The organism is Azorhizobium caulinodans ORS 571 (assembly GCF_000010525.1).
Lineage (GTDB): Bacteria > Pseudomonadota > Alphaproteobacteria > Rhizobiales > Xanthobacteraceae > Azorhizobium > Azorhizobium caulinodans.
Map to the genome: position 1 here is coordinate 575633 of NC_009937.1, position 21325 is coordinate 596957.

Below are 21325 nucleotides of genomic sequence, written 5' to 3' on the forward strand. Positions count from 1 at the left end.
GAAAAGCCCTCTCCCGCTTGGCTATGGGAGGGGTGGGAGGGGGCCAAGGCCTGATGCGTGCGGCCGAGGGGCGGTCGGCCACCCCAACGGATCAAAGTTTGAGGACGATGGAATGAAACTGGACCTCACCGGCGAGCGCGCCATGACCCCGGGCGAGCGCGAGGCCTATCCCCATCTCGCCGGCCGGCTCATTCCCGGCGGCCACTGCCTCGGCCTGCGTGTCTATTACGAGGACACGGATTTCTCGGGCATCGTCTATCACGCCAATTACCTGAAGTTCATGGAGCGCGGCCGCTCCGACTACATGCGCCTGCTGGGCGTGGTGCAGGGCGAACTCTTTGCCGAGGCCGCCGCCGAGGCGCCGGGTTTTCACTTCGTCGTGCGTTCCATGCAGATCGACTTCAAGAAGCCCGCGCGGATCGACGACGTGCTCGAGGTCGTGACCCTGTCCAAGGATGTGGCCGGGGCCTCCATCACGCTCGCCCAATCGGTGCGGCGGGGCGAGGAGGAGCTGGTTTCAGCGTTGGTGCGGGTTGCCTTCGTCTCGCAGGGCCGGGCCAAGCGCATTCCCGACGCCCTGCGCCGGGCGACGCTGGAGGATGCCACCGTCGTGGCCGGTGCTGTCGCACCGCAGCGATAACCCTCCCTTAAGCTTAATCCCCGTAGGGTCCGAACCGCCGCCGGCATGCTGCATCGCGGCCGATCGCCCAAGTTTGGACGCACTCCCCCTCGAAAGAGCGGGTGTGCTTCCTGAATTTGGAACGACGGACGGGCGATGCCTGCCGCTTTGCGCGGGCCGGGCCAGCCGAGGATTGAAGATGAGACCTGCCATCCGGGCGTGGGGGCGTCGATGAAGAAGTGGACACCGGCGCTGGCGACGGCGCTCGTGCTTGCGGCCTCCGCGGCCTGGGCACAGGCGGACGTCGGATCGGCCGCGCTTGCGGCGCCGACCGCCAACATCTCGCTCATCGGGCTGTTTCTCCAGGCGCATTTCGTCGTCAAGCTGGTGATGCTGGGCCTTGTGGCCGCGTCCATCTGGGTCTGGGCGATCATCATCGACAAGACCCTGCTGTTCACCCGCACCCGCAAGGAAATGGACCGCTTCGAGCAGGTCTTCTGGTCGGGCCAGAGCCTTGAGGAACTGTATCGCTCCCTCGCCGGCCGGCCGAACCAGGCCATGGCCGCGATCTTCGTCGCCGCCATGCGCGAGTGGAAGCGGACCTATGAGGGCGGGGCGAAGTCCCTCACCGGCCTCAACCAGCGCATCGAGAAGGTAATGGACGTCACCATCTCCCGCGAGGTGGAGGCGCTGGAAAGCAAGCTTCTGGTGCTGGCCACCGTCGGCTCGGCCGGCCCCTTCATCGGCCTGTTCGGCACGGTGTGGGGCATCATGACCTCGTTCCAGGCCATCGCGGCGTCCAAGAACACCAATCTGGCGGTTGTGGCACCGGGCATCGCGGAAGCCCTTTTCGCGACCGCCATGGGCCTCATTGCGGCCATTCCCGCGACCATCTTCTACAACAAGTTCGTCCATCAGGCGTCGCGGCAGGCACAGCGGCTCGAAGGCTTCGCCGACGAGTTCTCCGCCATCCTGTCGCGCCAGATCGACGAGCGGGGCTGAACCATGGGCATGGGCGGCGGCGCCGGAGGCGCATGGCAGAGCCGGCGGTCGCGCCGCCGGCGCAACGGCGGCATGATGGCCGAGATCAACGTGACGCCCATGGTGGACGTCATGCTGGTGCTGCTCATCGTCTTCATGGTGGCCGCCCCGATGCTGACCGTGGGCGTGCCCCTCGACCTGCCCAAGACGCAGGCCCAGGCCATGAACCAGGACAAGGACCCCCTCACCATCTCGGTGAACAACAAGGGTCAGGTGTTCCTGCAGGAAACCGAGATCAAGCTCGACGAACTGGTGCCCAAGCTGCAGGCCATCGCCAAGAACGGCTATGACGAGCGCATCTTCGTGCGCGGCGACAAGACGGTGAATTACGGCACGGTCATGCAGGTCATGGGCCGCCTGTCCGCCGCCGGCTTCAAGCGTGTGGCGCTGGTCACCGAAGGCGAACAGGGGAGCTGAGGCGAAGAGCGATGCGCGTCGGCCTCACCGCATCGAGCATTGCCCACGGGGCGGTGCTGGTTCTTGCCTTGGTGTCCTTCTCGGCACCGAGCGCCTTCGACACGCCCCAGCCCGACCCGATCAATGTGGACGTGATCTCCGCCTCCGACCTCTCGCAGATGACGAAGGGCAACGAGAAGGGCAAGAAGACCGAGGTGAAGAAGGTCGTCGCCGAGAAGGTGGACGCGCCCAAGCCCGTCAACGATCCCAATCTGAAGGTGTCGGAGAAGCAGGAGATCGAGCCCACCGCGCCGCCTCCGCCGCCCCCACCTCCGCCGCCCCCCACGCCCGCGCCGCCGCGCCCCGAGGAGCCGAAGCCTCCGACCCCTGCGCCGCAGCCCAAGCCCGACGAGCCCAAGCCCGCTCCCCCGAAGGCGGACAAGCCGCCGCCGGAGCAGAAGGCCGACGAGGGCCTGAAGGCGGACCCGAAGAAGGACGAGCAGAAGCAGGAGGCGAAGGCCCAGACGCCTCCGCCCTTGCCGCAGCGCAAGCCGCCTCCGCCGCCGACGCCCCAGCCGACGCGCGCGAACAATGACGCCAAGACGCAGCAGGAGCAGAAGTTCGATGCGGACCGCATCGCGGCCCTGCTCGACAAGCGCACGCCCCAGCGCAATGCAGCGGCCGACCAGCAGGTGTCGCAGACGGCTGCGCTCGGCTCGCCCAACGGCGCGGCCCAGACGCTGACCCAGAGCGAGATCGACGCGCTGCGCGCCCGCATCCAGTCGTGCTGGGGCCCGCCGGCCGGCGCCTCCGAGGCGAGCGACCTGCGCGCCACCATCGTCGTTTCCTTCAAGCAGGACGGATCGCTGGCCATGCAGCCGCAGTTGTCCGGCGTCACACCTGCATCTTCCCCCTATGGACCTGCCTTCGCCGACAGCGCCCTGCGCGCCATCATCCGCTGTGCGCCCTATACCTTCCTTCCGGCCAACAAATATGCGGTCTGGAAGGAGATCGAGATGGGCTTCAGCCTGAAGGACATGCTCGGCCGGGCCCACTAATCGAAGAGACTGCCATGATCCATCTTCCGCGCCTGCTGACCGATCGCCTCGATCCACGCCTCTCGCGCCGGTCCGTCCTCGTCGGCGGCGCGGCGGCGGCCGGGGCTTCGCTCCTCGGCGCCCCGGCGGCGCAGGCGGCGCTGAAGCTGGAGATTACCTCGGGCACGCCCCAGCCCATTCCGATCGCCGTCACCGACTTCATCGGCGAGGGCGATCAGGGGCGGGCGATCAGCGGCGTCATCACGGCGGATCTCAAGCGTTCCGGCCTGTTCGCGCCCATCGATCCCAAGGCCTTCGTGGAGCAGATCAGCAATCCCGATCTCGCCCCGCGCTTCCAGGACTGGCGCGTCATCAATGCCCAGGGCCTTGTGACCGGTCGCGTCACCCGCCAGGGCGACGGGCGTCTGAAGGCGGAATTCCGTCTGTGGGACGTGTTCGCCGGCCAGCAGCTCATGGGCCAGCAGTATTTCACGCAGCCGGAGAACTGGCGGCGTGTCGCCCACATCATCGCCGACGCCATCTATGAGCGTCTTACCGGCGAGAAGGGCTATTTCGACACCCGCATCGTGTTCGTGGATGAGAGCGGCGCCAAGGACCGGCGCGTGAAGCGGCTCGCCATCATGGACCAGGACGGCGCCAACGTGACCTATCTCACGCGCGGCGATGCCCTTGTCCTGACCCCCCGCTTCTCCCCGACCAGCCAGGAAATCACCTACATGTCCTATGCGCAGGGGGAGCCGCGCGTCTTCCTGCTGAACATCGAGACCGGCCAGCGCGAGATCGTCGGCAACTTCCCCGGCATGAGCTTCGCTCCGCGCTTCTCGCCGGACGGCCAGCGGGTGATCATGAGCCTCCAGCAGGGGGGCAATGCCAACATCTTCGTGATGGACCTGCGCTCCAAGGCCACCACCCGCCTCACCGACACGCCGGCCATCGACACCGCGCCCTGCTATTCGCCGGACGGCCGGCAGATCTGCTTCGAGAGCGATCGCGGCGGCTCCTCGCAGATCTATGTGATGAATGCGGACGGTTCGGGCCAGCGCCGCATCTCTTTCGGCAACGCCCGCTACAACACGCCGGTCTGGTCGCCGCGCGGGGACGTGATCGCCTTCACCCGCCAGGCCGAGGGCAAGTTCGCCATCGGCGTGATGCGGCCGGACGGGCAGGGCGAGCGCGTGCTGACCGAGGGCTATCATAATGAAGGCCCCACTTTCGCGCCCAACGGCCGCGTCATCATGTTCTTCCGCGACCCGCCCGGCGGCGGCGGGCCGAACCTCTTCACCATCGACGTGACCGGCTACAACGAGCAGCGCGTGCCCACCCCGAGCTACGGCTCGGACCCGGCCTGGTCGCCCCTGCGCTCCTGAGCGGCAGGCGGTGTGGCGCGCCGGCCACACGGGCCGCCGCCCCGGTGCGTTCATGCCTTTGCCATGATGGCGCCACGGGTGGCGCCCACTCAAAGGCCCGCGCCGGCGGCAATGTCCCGGCGCATCGCCCGCGAGAGCACGCGCCGATCAGATTGCATCGCAATGTGATCGGATCACGCGTTCTCTTTCTAGAGTTTAGAGGGCGATTCACCGAGCGGATTGTTTCAATCCGCTCGGATCGCGCTCAAAGGCATCTTCAGAATTTGCGAACCATAAAAAGCGGTCGTGGGGTCCAACGGCGTTGACGTCGGGTCCGAGGGTGGAATGGCCGGGATGGCGGAACTTCCGCTTAACCAGGCGGCTGCTAGAGCACGTCAGGCTTTGATGAGAGCGGATGGCCGCGCCCCGGCGCCGAGGTCAGGCTCTTAACGTTACCATCCGGGTTGAGTCACGAAGGGAGACACCGGAATGCTTCATTTGGGTTTTGCGCGCGGCTTCCGGTTCGCCGCCATGATCGGTGTGATGCTGGCGCTCGCCGCCTGCGCCAACAATCCGAACGCCAATGGCGGGGCTGGCATGAACGGGGCCGGCGGCCCTCCCGGTTCGCCGCAGGAGTTCGTCGTCTCCGTGGGCGACCGTGTCTTCTTCGACACCGACCAGACCGACCTTTCGCCCGAGGCGCGCGCCATTCTGGACCGCCAGGCGCAGTGGCTGCAGCAGTATAACCGCTACACCTTCACCATCGAAGGCCATGCGGACGAGCGCGGCACCCGCGAATACAACATCGCGCTCGGCGCCAAGCGCGCCCAGAACGTGCGCGACTATCTCGCCTCGCGCGGCATCGATCCGGCCCGCATGCGGACCATCTCCTACGGCAAGGAACGGCCGGTTGCTGTCTGCAACGACATCTCCTGCTGGTCGCAGAACCGCCGCGCCGTCACCGTGCTCAATCCGACGAGCTGAGGCTTGGTCACAAAAAGAATGTCTCTGCCCCCGCCGAGGCATTCCTAAGTTACCTGCGTTTCGTGCTAGAGAGCCGGCGTCCTCCACGCCGGCTCTTTTGCTTTTGCGATTTGATACAGTCGTTGTGGGGCCACACTTTGGACGTTATCGAACGCCTAAGGTGAGATGCGAGGGAGGCAGCTCCCTAGTTTGATCAGTGTTTTCAGCGTATGGCGCCATGAAACATTCCGCCCTCGTCAAGATTGCACTTCTGGCGGCTACTGCCGCCTTGCTGACCGGGCCGGCGCTGGCACAGCAGTCGGGCAACGGGCTGTTTGGCGACATCTTCAAGCCGCCGGCGAATGTTCAGAACGATACGGTCGCCAACCAGCAGAGCGAGCTTCTGATGCGTGTGGAGCGCATCGAAAACCAGTTGCGCGTGCTCACCGGCCAGATCGAACAGTTGCAGTATCGCAATCAACAGCTCGAGCAGCAGCTCGGTGCGCGGGGTGCGGGCGGCGTGCCGCCGGCCGCCGCGACGGCGCCGCGCCCGCCCGTGACGCCCCCCGTTGCCTCCGGAGGCCGCCGGTCGGACGCGTTCGAGCCCTCCGAGGATCCCGCTGCGCCCGGCGTGCCGCAGCCGCTGGGCTCGCCCACCAGTGCGTCCGTGGCGCCGCCGCGTCCTGCCGGCGCGCCGCTCGACATCGGCTCGGGCGCCCAGCGGCCCCCTGTGGCCGCCGGTGTTGCCGCAGCGTCCACACCCAAGGACCTCTACGACCTCGGCTATTCCTACGTGCAGCGGCAGGATTATCCGCAGGCGGAGCAGACCTTTAAGCAGTTCCTGCAGACCTATCCCACGGACCGCCTGACGCCCGACGCCACGTTCATGCTTGGCGAAACGCTCTATTTGCGGCAGACCTATAAGGAGGCGGCAGAGCAGTTTCTGCAGGTCTCGACAAAATATCCAAACTTCACGCGGGCACCCGATGCTTTGCTTCGTCTCGGCCAGTCGCTGGCCGCGCTGAACGAACGGGAGGCGGCTTGCGCAACTTTCGCCGAGGTGGACCGGAAGTTCCCTCGGGCTACATCGAATGTGCGTCAAGCTGTGGAGCGTGAGCAAAAACGTGCAGGCTGCTGAGCAGGACTACGCGCCTCCCATCGAGGAGGAAGAACTCGAGGGGCTGTTCGGGATCTTCCGCGGCCACCGGCGCATCCTTCTCGGCGTGTCGGGCGGCCCCGATTCCACGGCCATGCTCGTGCTCGCCCGCATCTGGCGCTACGGGCTGCTGGACGGCCCGAGCTTCTTCGTGGCGACGGTGGACCACGGCCTGCGCCCCGAGGCGACGGACGAGGCCCTCGCCGTCGGTGCCCTGTGCGAAGAACTCGGCCTGCCCCATGTGATCCTGCCGTGGCGCGGGCCGAAGCCGCGCTCCGGCATTCAGGAGGCGGCCCGCGACGAGCGCTTCGCGCTGCTGCGCTCCTTCGCCCGGCAGAACGGGCTGGATGGCCTCGCGCTTGCCCATACCCAGGACGATCAGGCCGAGACCGTGCTGTTCCGCCTCTGCCGCGGCTCCGGCATCGGCGGGCTGGCCGCCATGCGGCCGGTGAGCCGGCGCAACGGCCTCGCGGTGCTGCGGCCCTTCCTGTCCATCGCCAAGGCGCGGCTTGTTGCCACGCTGGCGGTGTCCGGCACCCCCTTCGTGCGTGATCCAAGTAACGAGGACACGCGCTATGCCCGCCCGCGCCTGCGGGCGATCTCGCCCCTGCTGGGCGCGGAAGGGCTGGACGCCGCGCGTCTCGCCGTGCTGGCCCAGCGGGCGGCGCGGGCGGACGATGCGCTGGAGGCCGCGACCGATGCCGCGCAGAAGCTGCTGGTGCATGGCGGCTGGGACGACGAGGCCGGGACGCGCCTTGATGCGGAGGGCTTTTTTCGCCTGCCGCAGGAAATCGCGCTCCGCCTGCTGATGAGGGCGCTGACCCTGCGCGCCACCGAGGGGCCCGTCGAACTCGCCAAGGCAGAGCGGCTGCTGGAAGCCCTTCGCGCGGCGGTGATCCAGCCGGGCCGTCTGCGGCGTACTCTGGCAGGAGCCCTGGTCACCCTGAAGCAAGGCAGTCTGTCTATCGTCCAAGCACCGGCGCGACAGGCTGGGGCAGCCCACCTCGCCGCAAATTCAGGAACGAGCGGGGCACTCGTCCTTGGCAAGGAGGGGGGCGACCCCTAAATTACGGGTGGACGCCGCGGGACGTGGAGGGGAGCAGGCTTCGTCTGTCTGTGTAAGCCGCTCCGGAACGGATTGCTGCGCCCCATGAGGGACCAATGAACGCCAACCTACGCAATTTCGCCCTTTGGGTGATCATCGTCCTGCTGCTGCTGGCTCTGTTCTCGCTCTTCCAGAGCCCGGGGCAGCGGAGCAGCGCGAACGACATTTCGTTCTCCCAGCTGCTCTCGGACGTGGACCAGGGCCGGGTGCGCGACGTCGTGATCGAGGGGCCGAATATTTCGGGCTCCTTCACGGACGGCCGCCAGTTCCAGACCTATGCCCCCAGCGACCCGACGCTCGTCCAGCGGCTCTACGGCAAGGGCGTGTCCATCACCGCCCGCCCGCCGTCTGACAACGTGCCGTGGTTCGTCAGCCTGCTGGTGTCCTGGCTGCCCTTCATCGCCCTCATCGGCGTCTGGATCTTCCTGTCCCGCCAGATGCAGGGCGCGGGCGGCAAGGCCATGGGCTTCGGCAAGAGCCGCGCCAAGCTTCTGACCGAGGCGCACGGCCGCGTGACCTTCGAGGACGTGGCCGGCATCGACGAGGCCAAGAGCGACCTCACCGAGATCGTGGACTTCCTGCGCGATCCGCAGAAGTTCCAGCGCCTCGGCGGCCGGATCCCACGCGGCGTGCTGCTCGTCGGCCCGCCCGGCACCGGTAAGACGCTGCTCGCCCGCGCCATCGCGGGTGAGGCCAACGTGCCCTTCTTCACCATCTCGGGCTCCGACTTCGTGGAGATGTTCGTGGGCGTCGGCGCCAGCCGCGTGCGCGACATGTTCGAGCAGGCGAAGAAGAATGCCCCGTGCATCATCTTCATCGACGAGATCGACGCGGTGGGTCGCCACCGCGGCGCCGGTCTCGGCGGCGGCAATGACGAGCGCGAGCAGACCCTCAACCAGCTCCTCGTGGAGATGGACGGCTTCGAGGCGAACGAGGGCATCATCCTCATCGCCGCCACGAACCGTCCGGACGTGCTCGATCCGGCGCTGCTGCGTCCCGGCCGCTTCGACCGCCAGGTCGTGGTGCCGAACCCGGACGTGGTCGGCCGCGAGCAGATCCTGAAGGTGCATGCCCGCAAGATCCCGATCGCCCCGGACGTGAACCTCAAGGTGATCGCCCGCGGCACGCCCGGCTTCTCCGGCGCGGACCTCGCCAACCTCTGCAACGAGGCGGCGCTCATGGCGGCCCGGCGCAACAAGCGCATGGTCACCATGGTCGAGTTTGAGGACGCCAAGGACAAGGTGATGATGGGCGCCGAGCGTCGCTCCCTCGTGATGACCGAGGAAGAGAAGATGCTCACCGCCTACCACGAGGGCGGACACGCCATCGTGGCGCTGAACGTGCCGGCCACCGATCCGGTGCACAAGGCGACCATCATTCCGCGCGGCCGCGCCCTCGGCATGGTCATGCAACTGCCCGAGCGGGACAAGCTCAGCATGTCCTACGAGCAGATGACCTCGCGACTCGCCATCATGATGGGTGGCCGCGTGGCGGAAGAGCTGATCTTCGGCCATGACAAGGTGACCTCCGGCGCGGCGTCCGACATCGAGCAGGCGACCCGCCTCGCGAAGATGATGGTGACGCGCTGGGGCTTCTCCGACGAACTCGGCCAGGTGGCCTATGGCGAGAACCAGGACGAGGTGTTCCTGGGCATGTCCATGGGCCGCACCCAGAACGTCTCCGAGGCGACGGCGCAGACCATCGACAAGGAAGTGCGTCGTCTGGTGGACGAGGGCTATGTCGAGGCCAAGCGCATCCTCTCGGAGAAGGCGGTGGACCTCGAGACGCTGGCCCGTGGCCTGCTCGAGTACGAGACGCTGACCGGCGACGAGATCGTGGACCTGCTGAACGGCAAGCCCCCGGTGCGCGACACGGTGATCGAGCCCGCCAACCCGCGTGGCCCGACTGTTCCCACCGCCGGAGCCGGCAAGAACCGTCCCCGTCCGGGCGGCAATCCTGAGCCGCAGCCGCAGGCCTGATCCCATCGGATCGGTCCCGGCCGACCCCGGACTTCAAGACACAGCCCCGCCGGTCCTCCGGCGGGGTTTTTTGTGTCCGAAGACGCTAACGGGTGCGCTGGACGGAGTGAGCCCCGGTCAGAGGGTGTCGCCGCGCCGGAGTGATCCGACTGCTTCATGTCGGCCTTCTGAGTCACCGTCGGACGCATGCGTCGCGACGCGGACAAGTACACGTTCGCGTGTACTTTGCGGCGGGTCTCCGTGCGCTTTGAAAAGTCCGATGCTGTCTTCATCGTCGAAAGGCGCGGAAAACCGCGCTCTTCGGAGGGCAAGAAGATGTGCGCGCGCCCGAGGCGCCGCCCCTTAACGGCCTCTTGGCTCTGCCGTTGCGGCATGTTGCAGAAATGTCAATTCGGTGGTGTCATTTGCTGCTTCCGTCGGCACTCCGGCGGATTGCATCAAAACTGTGCGGTATCCCGCCACTTTCTCCTGTCCGTAGCGTTTCCGAGAGTTGGGCCGCATCAGCGGCTGGAAACCCGATGCGCCATCACCGCTGCCACCTTGTCCGAAACCGTGCGGACGGGAGCGACGGATTGTTCGAATGAAATGAAAACAGCTGCTCTGGCCGCCATGGGGGCTGCCGAGCGACGTCCATTCCGCCGGGAGGGGAGGCCCGGGTCAGGGAGGCGGGCACATTTCAGATGGAGGCTGTGCAATGGAGGCCTTGCTTGAGCGTGTTTTGAAGCGCGTGATGACCCGTGGAAGTCTCGGCGTCACCACCGCTACCGGCCGGACCTATGTGGCCGGCACGGGTGATCCGAAGGTTCATATCCGTTTCACCACAAAGTCGGCCGAACGCGCGGTGCTGTTCGATCCGGAACTCGAGATCGGCGAGGCGATCACCGACGGCACGCTGGTCATCGAGAAGGGCAGCATCACCGATTTTCTGGACCTCGTGATGGCCCAACCCGGCGTCACCACGCCGACCATCGCCTCGCGCCTGATGCTGCTGGCCCGCATGGCCGGACGCCGCATCGCCCAGTTCAATCCGCGCGGCCGCTCCCAGCGCAACGTCGCGCACCATTACGATCTCGACGGACGCCTGTATTCGCTTTTCCTTGATTCAGACCGCCAATATTCCTGCGCCTATTTCGAGCATCCGGACCAGTCTCTGGACGATGCCCAGCTTGCCAAGAAGCGCCATCTCGCCGCCAAGCTGATGCTGGACCGGCCCGGCCTGAAGCTGCTCGACATCGGCTGCGGCTGGGGCGGCCTCGGGCTCTACATGTCGGAGGTGGGCGGGGCCGATGTCACCGGCGTCACGCTCTCCAAGGAGCAGCTTGCGGTGGCCCAGGGCCGGGTGAAGGAGCGCGGCCTCGACCGGCATGTGGACTTCCGCCTGCAGGACTATCGTGATGTGCCGGAGACGTTCGACCGCATCGTCTCGGTGGGCATGTTCGAGCACGTGGGCGTCGCCCATTACGGCACCTTCTTCCGGAAGGCGCATGACCTCCTCAAGGAGGATGGCGTGATGATGCTGCACGCCATCGGCCGGCAGGAGCCGCCCGGCGTCACCAATCCCTGGATCGCCAAATACATCTTCCCCGGCGGCTATATTCCCGCGCTCTCCGAAGTGCTCCCGCACATCGAGAAGGCGGGTCTCATCGTCACCGACATCGAGATCCTGCGCCTGCATTATGCCGAAACGCTCAAGGCCTGGCGGGAGCGCTTCATGGCCCACCGGGAAGAGGCCAAGCGCCTGACGGACGAGCGCTTCTGCCGCCTGTGGGAGTTTTATCTGGCGGGTTCGGAGATGGCCTTCCGCCACCAGAACATGATGGTGTTCCAGATCCAGCTGGCCCGCCGGCAGGAGGCCGTGCCGATCACCCGCGACTATCTCGCGGCGGCGGAAGAGCGGCTGCGGGCGGCGGAGTTCGCCGTGCACGCGCCGCCGCTCCGGCTCGCCGGCGAATAGCGGCGGTACCCACCGGTTGCCCACAGCCCTGTGGGCAACCGGAAATCCAGGCGCCGTGCGGCCCGCAAGCGTGGAGGCCGGCGCATCCCCACAATTCTTCACACGGGACGGCAGGCGCATCTCGTCCGCAAAAGCCGGCTACGATCTGGTACATCTGGGAGCCGCCCACCCAGACAGAACGTGACCGATGCTCGATCTTGCCGCGTCGAAGGAGGACCTGCCCGCCTATCGCCAGCCGCCCCACAATGTGGAGGCCGAGCAGGCGCTGCTGGGCGCGATCCTCGTCAATAACGAGGCCTTCTATCGCGTCTCCGACTTCCTGAAGGCGGAGCATTTCTACGAGCCCCTGCACGGCCGCATCTATGATCTGACCGGTTCGCTGATCCGCGCCGGCAAGATCGCGACGCCCATCACGCTGAAGACCTTCCTCCCGGCGGACCTGGACGTCGGCGGCCTCAACGGCCCGCAATATCTCGCCCGCCTCGCGGCGGAGGCGACCACCATCATCAATGCCGAGGACTACGGCCGGGCCATCTATGACCTCTCGGTGCGGCGCGAGCTGATCCGTATCGGCGAGGAGATCGTCAACGATGCCTATGACGCGCCCATCGAGGCGCAGCCGCAGGACCAGATCGAGGAAGCGGAAAAGCGCCTCTACGCCATCGCCGAATCCGGCCGCTACGACGGCGGCTTCGTGCGCTTCGGCGATGCACTGCGCGAATCGGTGGACATGGCGAGCCGCGCCTTCCAGCGCGAGGGCCACCTCTCCGGCATCGCCTCCGGGCTCGACGATCTCGATGCCCAGATGGGCGGCCTCCAGCCCTCGGATTTGATCATCCTCGCGGGGCGCCCGGCCATGGGCAAGACCTCGCTCGCCACCAACATCGCCTACAACATCGCCTCCGCCTATCGCGGCGAGCAGAAGCCGGACGGCTCCATCGAGGCGGTGTCCGGCGGCGTGGTGGGCTTCTTCTCGCTCGAAATGTCGTCCGAGCAGCTCGCCACCCGTATCCTGGCCGAGCAGGCGGAGATCGCCTCCTACAAGATCCGCCGCGGCGACATCTCGGAAAGCGAGTTCTCCAAGCTCGCCGCCGCCGCCCAGTCCATGCAGGTAGTGCCGCTGTATATCGACGACACCGGCGGCATCTCCATCGCCCAGCTCGTGGCCCGCGCCCGCCGCCTCAAGCGCCAGCGCGGCCTCGACTTCATGGTGGTGGACTATCTCCAGCTGCTGTCGGGCTCGGGCAAGGCCAGCTCCAACCGCGTGCAGGAAATCACCGAGATCACCACCGGCCTCAAGGCGCTGGCCAAGGAGCTGAACGTGCCCATCATGGCGCTGTCCCAGCTCTCCCGTCAGGTGGAAAGCCGCGACGACAAGCGCCCCCAGCTCTCGGACCTTCGCGAATCCGGCTCCATCGAGCAGGACGCCGACGTGGTCATGTTCGTGTATCGCGAGGAATATTACCTCAAGAGCCGCGAGCCCAAGCCCGGAACCGAGGAATGGTTCAAGTGGGAGACCGACATGAAGGCCTGCGAGGCGATGGCTGAGATCATCGTGGGCAAGCAGCGTCACGGTCCCACGGGCACGGTGAAGGTGCACTTCGAGGCGCAGTTCACCCGCTTCGGCAATCTCGCCCGCGAGGACCGCTTCCCCGACCGTCACTGACGCGGCGCCGCGCCCGGCCCGCCGGGTGCGACAGAGTGAATCAGATGGCGGTTGCGGTGAGGCAAGGCTCGACAGCGGCGGCGCGGCGCAGCGATGATTCTCCGCACCCGCGAGCCGATTCGCGGCAGGACCGGCTGCCCATGGACCTCAGCCCCGCTCTCTCCCCCGAAGACGCCTTCGTGGCGGATCTCGTCGCCTCCGGCCGTTATGCGGACGCCGCGTCGGTCTGGCGGGAGGCGATCTATCTGCTCGCCGAGCGCGAATATGAGCGCTCCGTGCAGGAAACGGCCCAGCTCTCGCTCCTGCACGATGTGCTGTCCCGCGAGGCCGATGGGGCCCCCCTCGTGCCCGATGCGGATGGGGCCGAGACGGACCTTGCCTTTGCGGATGCCGATGCCGTGCTCAGCGAGATCGAGCTGCTGCTGAGCGCCGGCGCGCCGATGGCCTTCCGCAAGGCCGGTTGACCCGCCCGGCGGCGCCGGGCGGAGTCCTTTTCGAAAGGTTCGGCGCTCAGGCGGCCGCCTTGGCGCACTCCGGAACCGGGGTTTCGACCGGCCGGCCGGCGAAATGCGCATTGAGGTTGCGCAGCGCCAAGGTGGTCATGTTGTCCTCGGCATTGGGCGAGCGGCCCGCGCTGTGGGGCGTGATGACGAGGTTGGGCGCCTGCAGCAAGGCGGCGGGAACCACCGGCTCGCCATCCACCACGTCGAGACCCGCGCCGGCGATGCGGCCCGCATTGAGGGCGGCGATCAGCGCGTCGGTGTCCACCAGCGAGCCGCGGGCGATGTTGATGAGGTAGCCATTGGGGCCGAGCGCGGTGAGCACCGCCTCGTTGACCATGTGCCGCGTCTGGGGATTGGCGGGCGCCGCCACCACCAGCACGTCGGATGCCTCGGCCAAGGCGAGGGGCGTCTCATAATAGGTGTGGGCCGTGTCGGTGGCCTTGCGGCGGCTGTGGTAGCCGACCGTCATGGAGAATCCGGCCTCGCAGCGGCGGGCGACTTCCCGCGCGATGGAGCCGTAGCCGATGAGGCCGAGGCGCATGCCGGTGAGTTCGGGCGTCGAATGACGGGCCTCGTGCCACTGGCCCTGCCGCACGGCGTGGTCCTGCGAGGCGATACGACGGATGGCGGCGAGCATCAGCGCCAGCGTGTGATCGGCGACCGAAATGGTGTTGGTGCCGGGACCATGGGTCACGATGATGCGGCGGGCGATGGCCGCCTGCACGTCGATGCGGTCATAGCCGACGCCAAAGCAGGAGATCATCTCGAGCTTGGGCATGGCGTCCATCTCGGCGGCGGTCATGCCGGCGGTGCCGTGGGTCAGGACGGCGCGGAAGTCCGGCCCCTTGGCGGCGATGGCCGCCGCGCGCTGCTCGGGCGTCGGCGCATAGGTCACCTTGAAGACGGCCTCGAGCCGCGCCAGTTCATGGGGCGGAAACGGAATGAGAACGAGCAGCTCGACGGAACCCGGCGCCATGGCGCAGTCCTTCAGGAAGGGAGAGGGGAAGGATGGCAAGCTATAGCGTTGGTGCACAAATGAGAATGGCCCTTTGCTCATGGCCGCCATGCGGGCATTACACCCAGCGCATGGGGAATGCTATGTGGCGCACGGGGAACTGCCGCCGGCTCACGGGCGCGTGCTCTTTCTTTAGGTCAGAGGCCGATCCACCGAGCGGATGGATTCAATCCGCTCGGATCGCGCTCTAGGCGAGGTGTGATGGCGAAACGCGACCTGTCCTATGTCTGCCAGTCCTGCGGGGCGGTCTATAACCGCTGGCAGGGCAAGTGCGATGCCTGCGGCGGCTGGAACACCATCTCGGAAGAGACGAACCTCGCCGCCACCGTGCCTGCCGCCCAGCGCGCGGGCCGCAAGGGCCGGGCGGTGCCGCTGGAGACGCTGCACGGCGAGGCCAAGCCTGCGCCCCGCCTTGTCTCCGGCATCGGCGAACTGGACCGGGTGGCGGGCGGGGGCTTCGTGCCCGGCTCCATCGTCCTGCTGGGCGGGGATCCCGGCATCGGCAAGTCCACGCTGCTCGTCCAGGCGTCCGCCGCGCTCGCAAAGGCCGGGCACCGCGTTATCTATGTGTCTGGCGAAGAGGCGGTGGATCAGGTGCGCATGCGCGCCGGCCGGCTGGGTCTCGCCCAGGCGCCCGTGGCGCTGGCCGCCGAGACCAATGCGGAGAACATCCTCGCCACCTTCTCCGCCGGGGCGGCGGTGCAGTTCGTGGTGATCGATTCCATCCAGACCCTGTGGAGCGATTCCGTGGAATCCGCCCCCGGCACGGTCACGCAGGTGCGCACCTCCGCCCAGTTGCTTGTGCGCTATGCCAAGCAGAGCGGGGCGGCGGTGATCCTTGTCGGCCACGTGACCAAGGACGGGCAGATCGCCGGTCCCCGCGTGGTGGAGCACATGGTGGACGCGGTCTTCTCCTTCGAGGGCGACGGCGCCAACCAGTTCCGCATCCTGCGCGCCCAGAAGAACCGCTTCGGGCCGACGGACGAGATCGGCGTCTTCGAGATGACCGGCACCGGCCTCTCGCAGGTGCCAAACCCCTCCGAACTCTTCCTTTCCCATCGCGATGCCGGGGCGCCCGGCACGGCGGTGTTCGCCGGCATGGAGGGCACGCGCCCGCTGCTCATGGAGATCCAGGCTCTGGTCGCCCCCTCCAGCCTCGGCACGCCGCGCCGTGCGGTCGTGGGCTGGGATTCGGCGCGCCTTGCCATGGTGCTCGCGGTGCTGGACGCCCGCTGCGGCGTGCGGCTCGGGGGACATGACGTCTATTTGAACGTGGCCGGCGGCCTGCGCATCAGCGAGCCGGCGGCGGACATTGCCGTTGCGGCGGCGCTGGTCTCTTCCCTTACGGGCGCGCCTTTGCCGCCGGATGCTGTGTTCTTTGGGGAAGTTAGCCTCACGGGCGCGGTGCGGCAGGTCTCCCAGGCGGCGGCCCGCCTCAAGGAGGCGGCCAAGCTCGGCTTCAACAAGGTGGTGATGCCCCAGCTTGCCGACGGCAGCGCCAGCGGGCTCGAAGTGGACACCATCTCCTCCCTCGCCGGCCTCGTGGCCGGGATCGCCGCCCGCGCTCCGCGCAGAGCAGCGATGCCCAAGCCCGCGATGTCGGATGAAGAGGGATGATGACGGCGCCCCGCACGCCCGCTATACGTCGCCGCTCACGGCGCTCCGCCATTTTCCCACCGACCGCCGGCCAGAGCCGACGCGGCCGCACTGACGGATCCACGCACCGATGCCAGTGACGCTGCTTGATCTGATCCTGATCGGCGTGATGCTGATTTCAGGCCTTCTCGCCATGGTGCGTGGCCTCATCCGGGAAGTGCTGAGCATCGTTTCCTGGGTCGCCGCCGCCGGCGTCACCGTCTATTTCTATCCGCAGCTCCTGCCGGTGACGAAGCAGTACATCGCGCAGGACATGGTGGCGACGGCCGTCACCGTGGGCGGCCTCTTCCTCGGCACGCTGCTCATCGTCACCATCCTGAGCGCCCGCCTGTCGGACGCGGTGCTGGACAGCCGCATCGGCGCGCTCGACCGTACGCTGGGCTTCGCCTTCGGCCTCGCCCGCGGCTTCCTCGTCATGGTGATCGCCTTCCTCTTCTTCAACTGGCTCGTGCCGGACAAGTCCCAGCCGCCGTGGGTGCTGAACGCCAAGTCGCGCCCGGTGATGCAAAACGCGGGAAATTGGATCGTCTCCTTGTTGCCGGACGATCCGGAAAACACCATCTTGAAACGGCTAAAGAAGCCGCCGGCCAGCGATGACGGGTCCACACCCCCCGATTCGACCAACGGCCCGCGTACGGAGCGTGGGGGGAGAACCACGTTCGCTGCTGGGGCGAGCACCAGCATCGAAGTCAGTCAAGCCGGATACCGCCGCGATGCGCGGCAAGGGTTCGAACAACTGCTCGAAAGCACGCGCGCCAGCGGCCAGTGAGCCGCCGAGCGGAGGCATCGATGGATTTGGACACCGCCGCCCCGGGGGGCAAACCGTTGCATCTGGAAGACCCGCACGAGGTCGCCCGACATCACGCCACCTACGAGCCCGCCGCGGCCGGCTCGCGGGAGGACACCATCGACCTCGGCCTCGACGGCGATACGCTGCGCGAGGAATGCGGCGTGTTCGGCATCTTCAACCATCCCGATGCCGCCGCCATCACCGCCATCGGCCTGCATGCGCTCCAGCATCGCGGCCAGGAAGCCGCAGGCATCGTCACCTATGACGGCCGGCGCTTCCATTCCGAGCGGCGCCTCGGCCTCGTGGGCGACACCTTCTCCGACAGCCGCGTGATCGAGCGCCTGCCGGGCCACATCGCGGTCGGCCACACGCGCTATTCCACCACCGGCGAGACCCTGCTGCGCAACGTGCAGCCGCTGTTCGCCGAGCTGGACGCCGGTGGCTTCGCGGTGGGGCACAACGGCAACCTCACCAACGGCCTCACCCTGCGCAAGCAGCTGGTGCGCGACGGCGCCATCACCCAGTCCACCACGGACACCGAGGTGATCCTGCATCTGGTCGCCCGTTCCAAGAAGAACCGCTTCATCGACCGCTTCATCGATGCCCTGCGCGCGCTGGAAGGCGCCTATGCGCTGGTGTCGGTGACCAACAACAAGCTCATCGGCGCCCGCGATCCCCTCGGCATCCGCCCGCTGGTGCTGGGCTCGCTGGACGGCGCTCCCATCCTCGCCTCCGAGACCTGCGCCCTCGACATCATCGGCGCGCGCTATGTGCGCGACGTGGAGAATGGCGAGGTCATCGTGATCGACGAGGAGGGCGTGCAGTCCTTCAAGCCGTTCCCCGAGACGGCGGCGCGTCCCTGCCTGTTCGAGTACATCTATTTCGCCCGTCCCGATTCGGTTGTGAGCGGCCGCTCCGTCTATCAGGTGCGCAAGGCCTTCGGCGAAGTGCTCGCCAAGGAAGGCCCGGCCGAGGCGGACGTGGTCGTGCCGGTGCCGGATTCCGGCGTGCCGGCGGCCATCGGCTTCTCCCGCGCCTCGGGCATCCCCTACGAGCTCGGCATCATCCGCAACCATTATGTGGGCCGGACCTTCATCCAGCCGACCCAGACGGTGCGCGATCAGGGCGTGCGCATGAAGCATTCCGCCAACCGTTCGGTGGTGGAAGGCAAGCGCATCGTGCTGGTGGACGACAGCCTCGTGCGCGGCACCACCTCGGTGAAGATCGTGCAGATGATGCGCGAGGCAGGCGCCCGCGAAGTGCACTTCCGCATCGCCTCGCCGCCGATCACCCACCCGGATTTCTACGGCATCGACACGCCCGACCGGGACAAGCTGCTCGCCGCCACCCACGATCTGGAGAGCATGCGCCGCTATATCGGCGCCGACTCGCTCGCCTTCCTCACGGTGGAGGGCGTCTATCGCGCCCTCGGCTGCGAGCGCGATCCGGTGCGGCCGCAGTTCGCCGACCATTATTTCACGGGCGACTACCCGACCCCGCTCACCGACAAGGCGAGCGCGGTCGCCTCCCAGCAGCTTTCGCTGCTGGCCGAAGCGAGCTGACGGATCGCCGGGCGTGCCCGGCGGCAAGCTGACCCGCTGACAGACAGGCGCGGACCGGATAGACCGGTCCGCGCCTTTTGTGTTTCCAGTCGAGGACATCGGAATGAGTGAGCGCCCGTTTGCCGACAAGATCGCCGTCGTCACCGGCGCCACGCGCGGCATCGGCGCGGCCGTGGCGCGGGCGCTCGGTGCCGGTGGCGCCCATGTGGTGGCGCTCGGCCGGACGCAGGGCGCGCTGGAGGAACTGGACGACGCCATCACCGCCGCCGGCGGCACCGCTACCCTCGTTCCCATGGACGTGACCGATTACGACGCGATCGACCGCCTCGGCGGCGCGCTCTACGAGCGCTATGGCCGGCTCGACGTCTTCGTCGGCAATGCCGGCTTCCTCGGGCCGCTCACCCCCATGCGCGACGTGGAGCTGAAGGACTGGGACAAGGCGGTGAACATCAATCTCACCGCCAACTATCGCTTCATCCGCTCGCTCGATCCGCTGCTGCGCATGGCGCCGGCGGGGCGGGCGGTGTTCATCTCCTCCGGCGCGGCGCACAAGGGGCGGGCCTATTGGGGGCCCTATGCCATCACCAAGGCGGGCGTGGAGGCCATGGGCCGCACCTGGGCGGCGGAGACGGTGACGACCGCGCTCAAGGTGAACCTGTTCAATCCCGGTCCCATCCGCACCCTCATGCGCGCCAAGGCCTTCCCGGGCGAAGATCCGATGACGCTGCCGACCCCCGAAGAGGCGGCGGAGGCCATCGTCGCCATGTGCCGCACGGATGTCGCGGAGACCGGCCGCCTCTATGATTTCCCCACCCGGAGCTGGCAGGATTTCCGGTCGCCGGCGTGACAGGAAGCGGCTTTTGCGCCGCCCCGGCCTCGGGCGGCTTCCCTCCTGCGGGTGGGGGCTTTAGACAGGGTTGAGCGACTATTGAATTTCGTTGACCTGTCTGGAGTGCTTCATGTCCGAGCCCGTGACCATTGCCTTCGCCAAGCACGGTGCGGCGCCGAGCGGCGTCCTCCTCGTCCTCGTCGATGACGCGCTGAATTTCGGCCGCGAGGCGCAGAAGCTGCTGAAGCCCGCCCTCGGCCAGATCAAGCGCGCCTTCGAGGCGGACCGCTTCAAGGGCAAGCTGGGCGGTGCGCTGGAGCTGATCGCCCCCGAGGGGCTCGATGTGGCCCGCCTCATCGTGCTCGGCACCGGCAAGGCCGGCGAACTGAAGCCCACCGATTTCCTGCGCCTCGGTGGCATCGCGGCGGGCAAGATCCCCGGCGGCAGCACGGCGGCGACCCTCCTCGCCGATCTGCCCGGCGCCAAGTTCGCGCCCGAGGCGGCGGCCGAGATCGCGCTCGGCGCGCGTCTGCGCTCCTATGTCTTCGACCGCTACAAGACCCGGAAGAAGGAAGGCGACACCGATCCGGTGACGCTGACCCTCACCCTGCTGGTGCCGGACGCTGCCGCGGCCGTGCGTGCCTGGACGCCCCGCGAGGCGGTGGGCGACGGCGTGCTGCTGGCCCGCGATCTCGTGAACGAGCCCGCCAACGTGCTCGATCCGCCGGAATTCGCCCGCCGCGCCACCGAGCTCTCCGCCGTGGGCGTGGATGTGGAAGTGCTCGACGATGCCGCGCTCTCGCGCATCGGCATGCGGGCGCTGCTGGGCGTCGGGCAGGGCTCCATCAAGGAGAGCCGCGTTGTCGTCATGCGCTGGAACGGCGGCAAGCCGGGCGAGGCGCCGGTCGCCTTCATCGGCAAGGGCGTGACCTTCGACACCGGCGGCATCTCCATCAAGCCGGCCGCCGGCATGGAGGACATGAAGGGCGACATGGGCGGGGCCGCCTGCGTCACCGGCCTCATGCATGCGCTCGCCGCCCGCAAGGCGAAGGTGAATGCGGTGGGCGTCATCGGCATCGTGGAAAACATGCCCGACGGCGCCGCCCAGCGCCCCGGCGACATCGTGACCTCGCTCTCCGGCCAGACCATCGAGATCATCAATACCGACGCCGAGGGCCGCCTCGTGCTGGCCGATGTGCTCTGGTACACGAAGGACCGCTTCAAGCCGAAGTTCATGGTGGACCTCGCCACCCTGACCGGCGCCATCATGGTGGCGCTCGGCACCGAGAATGCCGGCCTCTTCTCCAATGACGACACGCTGAGCACGCAGCTTGCCGCCGCAGGCGCCGCCACCGGCGAGAAGGTGTGGCGCATGCCGCTCTCGCCGGAATACGACAAGCTGATCGACTCGAAGTTCGCGGACATGAAGAACACCGGCGGGCGCAACGGCGGCTCCATCACCGCCGCCCAGTTCCTCCAGCGCTTCGTGGACAAGACCCCTTGGGCGCATCTCGATATCGCCGGCACGGCCATGGCCTCGCCCGCCAGCGACATCAACAAGAGCTGGGGTGCCGGCTGGGGCGTGCGCCTGCTCGACCAACTGGTGCGCGACAATTACGAGAAGTGAGCGCGTGTCCCCGGCCGCTCCGGCGGCCGGGGTTGGTCTTGAGTTGTACGGATTTTCGTA

18 protein-coding genes are annotated in these 21325 nt (G+C 67.5%); 17 read left to right on the top strand and 1 reads right to left on the bottom strand.

The features are described 5' to 3' along the window. The first annotated feature begins 112 nt into the window (after nt 1-112). The 12 genes from ybgC (at nt 113) to AZC_RS02695 (ending at nt 13747) form a co-directional block, all read left to right on the top strand. Nucleotides 113-640: a tol-pal system-associated acyl-CoA thioesterase gene (ybgC, locus tag AZC_RS02640; RefSeq protein ID WP_420794814.1), complete on the top strand. Its 528-nt coding sequence runs from the start codon at nt 113-115 to the stop codon at nt 638-640. A 210-nt stretch (nt 641-850) separates the two neighbouring features. Beyond that, nucleotides 851-1621, top strand: a complete 771-nt coding sequence (gene tolQ, locus AZC_RS02645) for a protein TolQ (RefSeq protein WP_081433881.1) — start codon at nt 851-853, stop codon at nt 1619-1621. A 3-nt stretch (nt 1622-1624) separates the two neighbouring features. Then, nucleotides 1625-2077 (top strand): protein TolR, encoded by a 453-nt coding sequence (gene tolR, locus AZC_RS02650; RefSeq protein ID WP_012169053.1) that lies wholly within the window; start codon nt 1625-1627, stop codon nt 2075-2077. Nucleotides 2078-2088: 11 nt separating this feature from the next. Then, complete coding sequence (locus tag AZC_RS02655) at nt 2089-3114, top strand: cell envelope integrity/translocation protein TolA (RefSeq protein ID WP_012169054.1); 1026 nt, start codon at nt 2089-2091, stop codon at nt 3112-3114. A gap of 14 nt (nt 3115-3128) precedes the next feature. Beyond that, a complete protein-coding gene (gene tolB / locus AZC_RS02660) occupies nt 3129-4481 on the top strand; it encodes a Tol-Pal system beta propeller repeat protein TolB (protein WP_012169055.1) in 1353 nt (450 codons plus the stop codon). A 468-nt stretch (nt 4482-4949) separates the two neighbouring features. After that, on the top strand, nt 4950-5444 hold the full coding sequence (pal, locus tag AZC_RS02665; protein ID WP_012169056.1) for a peptidoglycan-associated lipoprotein Pal: 495 nt from the start codon (nt 4950-4952) through the stop codon (nt 5442-5444). A gap of 217 nt (nt 5445-5661) precedes the next feature. Continuing rightward, entirely contained in the window at nt 5662-6561 is a 900-nt protein-coding gene (gene ybgF / locus AZC_RS02670) for a tol-pal system protein YbgF (protein WP_052285833.1), read from the top strand. Then, nucleotides 6548-7645 (top strand): tRNA lysidine(34) synthetase TilS, encoded by a 1098-nt coding sequence (gene tilS, locus AZC_RS02675; protein WP_052285834.1) that lies wholly within the window; start codon nt 6548-6550, stop codon nt 7643-7645. The genes ybgF and tilS overlap by 14 nt, the downstream gene beginning before the upstream one ends. A 95-nt stretch (nt 7646-7740) precedes the next feature. Further along, nucleotides 7741-9663 carry an ATP-dependent zinc metalloprotease FtsH gene (gene ftsH, locus AZC_RS02680; RefSeq protein ID WP_012169059.1) on the top strand — a complete coding sequence of 641 codons (1923 nt, stop codon included), beginning with the start codon at nt 7741-7743 and terminating at the stop codon, nt 9661-9663. 694 nt (nt 9664-10357) lie between these two features. Then, nucleotides 10358-11617 carry an SAM-dependent methyltransferase gene (locus tag AZC_RS02685; protein WP_012169060.1) on the top strand — a complete coding sequence of 420 codons (1260 nt, stop codon included), beginning with the start codon at nt 10358-10360 and terminating at the stop codon, nt 11615-11617. Between the two features lie 187 nt (nt 11618-11804). Next, entirely contained in the window at nt 11805-13283 is a 1479-nt protein-coding gene (locus tag AZC_RS02690) for a replicative DNA helicase (RefSeq protein ID WP_012169061.1), read from the top strand. A 140-nt stretch (nt 13284-13423) separates the two neighbouring features. After that, nucleotides 13424-13747, top strand: a complete 324-nt coding sequence (locus tag AZC_RS02695) for a hypothetical protein (RefSeq protein ID WP_043878817.1) — start codon at nt 13424-13426, stop codon at nt 13745-13747. Nucleotides 13748-13793: 46 nt separating this feature from the next. Here the strand turns inward: AZC_RS02695 and AZC_RS02700 are convergent, their stop codons facing one another. Continuing rightward, a complete protein-coding gene (locus AZC_RS02700; RefSeq protein ID WP_043878818.1) occupies nt 13794-14762 on the bottom strand; it encodes a 2-hydroxyacid dehydrogenase in 969 nt (322 codons plus the stop codon). 240 nt (nt 14763-15002) lie between these two features. Between AZC_RS02700 and radA the strand changes: the two genes are divergently transcribed. The 5 genes from radA (at nt 15003) to AZC_RS02725 (ending at nt 21265) form a co-directional block, all read left to right on the top strand. Continuing rightward, the gene (radA, locus tag AZC_RS02705; protein ID WP_012169064.1) at nt 15003-16418 is read left to right on the top strand and encodes a DNA repair protein RadA; all 1416 of its coding nucleotides are present in this window, start codon (nt 15003-15005) and stop codon (nt 16416-16418) included. Nucleotides 16419-16527: 109 nt separating this feature from the next. Continuing rightward, complete coding sequence (locus tag AZC_RS02710) at nt 16528-17226, top strand: CvpA family protein (RefSeq protein ID WP_012169065.1); 699 nt, start codon at nt 16528-16530, stop codon at nt 17224-17226. A 20-nt stretch (nt 17227-17246) separates the two neighbouring features. Further along, nucleotides 17247-18809, top strand: coding sequence for an amidophosphoribosyltransferase (gene purF / locus AZC_RS02715; protein ID WP_012169066.1), 1563 nt, complete (start codon nt 17247-17249; stop codon nt 18807-18809). 103 nt (nt 18810-18912) lie between these two features. Beyond that, nucleotides 18913-19656 (top strand): SDR family NAD(P)-dependent oxidoreductase, encoded by a 744-nt coding sequence (locus AZC_RS02720; protein ID WP_012169067.1) that lies wholly within the window; start codon nt 18913-18915, stop codon nt 19654-19656. A 112-nt stretch (nt 19657-19768) separates the two neighbouring features. After that, complete coding sequence (locus tag AZC_RS02725; RefSeq protein ID WP_043878819.1) at nt 19769-21265, top strand: leucyl aminopeptidase; 1497 nt, start codon at nt 19769-19771, stop codon at nt 21263-21265. The last annotated feature ends 60 nt before the right edge of the window (nt 21266-21325 follow it).